The organism is Streptomyces glaucescens (assembly GCF_002154375.1).
In the GTDB taxonomy this organism is placed as follows: Bacteria; Actinomycetota; Actinomycetes; order Streptomycetales; family Streptomycetaceae; genus Streptomyces; species Streptomyces glaucescens.
The window spans coordinates 1-550 of sequence record NZ_MUND01001100.1 but is presented as its reverse complement, the minus strand read 5'-3'; the positions used below and the strand labels follow the sequence as shown (position 1 = coordinate 550).

The 550-nt window shown below is 70.4% G+C and carries 1 protein-coding gene; it reads right to left on the bottom strand.

Annotated elements, in window-relative coordinates:
- Positions 1-550 (bottom strand): TIGR03936 family radical SAM-associated protein (locus CCN42_RS40870; RefSeq protein WP_086742083.1); only part of this gene is annotated, 550 nt, incomplete at both ends.

Genomic DNA, 550 nt, shown 5'->3' with positions numbered 1-550 from the left:
GGAGACCGGACAGGACGTCGTCGGGTCGTACGGCAGGCGTCACGTGCCGAACAACCAGCCGCAGTATCGCACAGGGCTGGTCGGTCGGCCTATCAGCCGGTGAACTGTGCGTTTCCGTACTTTCGAGGCTTTCCAGGCTCGCGACGGCCGGGCGGGCGTCGAAGGTGCGCATCCCGTTCTTGGTCAGACGCTGCACCTCGACCGCATCGGCCGCGTTGAACGCCGCCACCGCGCGGGCCGCGTCGGCCGGATCGACTCCGTCCAGCCGCAGCTCCCAGACGGAAGCCGTCAGCCGGTCGGCGAGACCGGACGTGCGTGCCTCGACCGCGTCGACGATGTCGAGCCCGGGGGGCAGCGACTCGTCGAGCAGCTCTCTCAGCCGCTCGGGGTCGCGCGGCTGGGTGAGCGCGATCTCCAGGTACTCCGCCTCACTGCCCGTGCCGGTGGGTGCGGCATTGGCGTACGACACCTTGGGGTGCGGCGTGAATCCGGCCGAGTACGCCATGGGTACGTCGGCGCGGCGCAGCGCACGCTCGAAGGCGCGCTGGAA